The 1579-nt window shown below is 46.0% G+C and carries 2 protein-coding genes; both read right to left on the reverse strand.

The window, feature by feature from the left end; genetic code table 11:
* On the reverse strand, positions 1-1227 hold a 1227-nt coding region (murD, locus tag A3763_RS22175; protein ID WP_068760524.1), incomplete at its 3' end, for a UDP-N-acetylmuramoyl-L-alanine--D-glutamate ligase.
* 8 nt (positions 1228-1235) lie between these two features.
* A partial coding sequence (mraY, locus tag A3763_RS22180) for a phospho-N-acetylmuramoyl-pentapeptide-transferase (protein WP_068760526.1) occupies positions 1236-1579 on the reverse strand: 344 nt, incomplete at its 5' end.

Below are 1579 nucleotides of genomic sequence, written 5' to 3' on the forward strand. Positions count from 1 at the left end.
CTTGGCTTGTTGAACTGCCTGCTCCAGGTTAGCAACACGAAGCGTTTCAACCTTATCTTTTAAAACAGCTTCTATTAACTCCGCATCCTGTCCAAATAGCAGCGCCAGTTTCCCAAACTTTTGCATAGGCTCGAGCAAGCCGGAAATATCAGCACCTTTACTATCGCCTCCGGCAATTAGCAGTACCTTTCCATCTAAATTCGCACCAATACTGCTAATGGCTGTTTGGGCTGCACCCGCATTCGTTCCTTTTGAGTCATTGATATAATCAACACCGTCTACAGACCTGATATGCTGACAACGGTGACGTAGCCCCTTATAACTTTTCAGAGCATTCGCCATCGCATCCATAGGCAAGCCAACAGATGTTCCTAATGCCAAAGCAGCTAGCGCGTTCGAAAGATTATGCTCGCCGCAGATCTTCAAATCTTTTACGGGCAAAATACTGTCAAAGCCCTTCACTAGATGACGCTGGCCATCAATGTCCATACAGGAAAACTTATTTAAGTCTGCTCTATTCAAGCCAAAGTGAAGCAGCTCCATTCCTTCAGCTTGTAAGGGCTGACTGAGCACCTCATCATCATTAACAATGACTTTTTTAGCGCCAAAAAATATACGTTGCTTAGCCTGTAAATATGCAATTTTGCTCTCATAGCGATCCATATGATCTTCAGAGAGATTTAGCATAACAACGCTTTCTGCACTTAAATGATCTGTCGTCTCTAGCTGAAAACTGGATAGTTCTAGAATATATAGCTCACTTGAGTTATCTAGTAACTCAAGTGCTGGGGTCCCTAGGTTTCCACCAACACCAACATTTAGCCCTGCCTGCTCTGCCATTTCACCCAGCAAAGTTGTGACGGTACTTTTACCATTAGAGCCGGTAATCGCAACAATCGGCGCCTTAGCGGCTTCAGCAAACAGGTCGATATCACCTCGAACTCGCACACCGCTTTTGATAGCGGCCTGGATTTCTGGTGTTGCCAGGGCAATTCCCGGGCTCAGAATGATTTCAGTTGCTGAGCACAAAAGCTCTTGGTCAAAGCCACCTGTTATACATTGAACATTCGGATAATCAGCATGCAAGCCTTCAAGCCCGGGCGGCTCTTCACGGCTATCCATGACACATAGCTGACAGCCTTGCGACGCTAAAAAGCGCACGCACGAAAGCCCGGTCTTACCAAGACCGACAATAACGACTTTCTTATCTGTCACAATTGTATTCACAGCTTGCCTTATCTAACTTTCAGGGTCGCAAGACCAATTAATACCAATACCACGGTGATTATCCAGAAACGTACGATTACACGAGGCTCTGGCCAACCTTTTAATTCAAAATGGTGATGCAAGGGAGCCATTCTAAATATTCTGCGCCCGGTCAATTTAAACGAAGCGACCTGCAGAATGACCGATACGGTTTCCATCACAAATACGCCCCCCATAATGAATAAAACAATTTCCTGCCTTACCATCACAGCGACAACACCCAAGGCGGCACCCAACGCTAAGGCGCCAACATCCCCCATAAATACTTGAGCGGGATAGGTGTTAAACCAAAGAAAGCCCAAACCGGCACCTA

It is taken from the genome of Oleiphilus sp. HI0128, assembly GCF_001635365.1.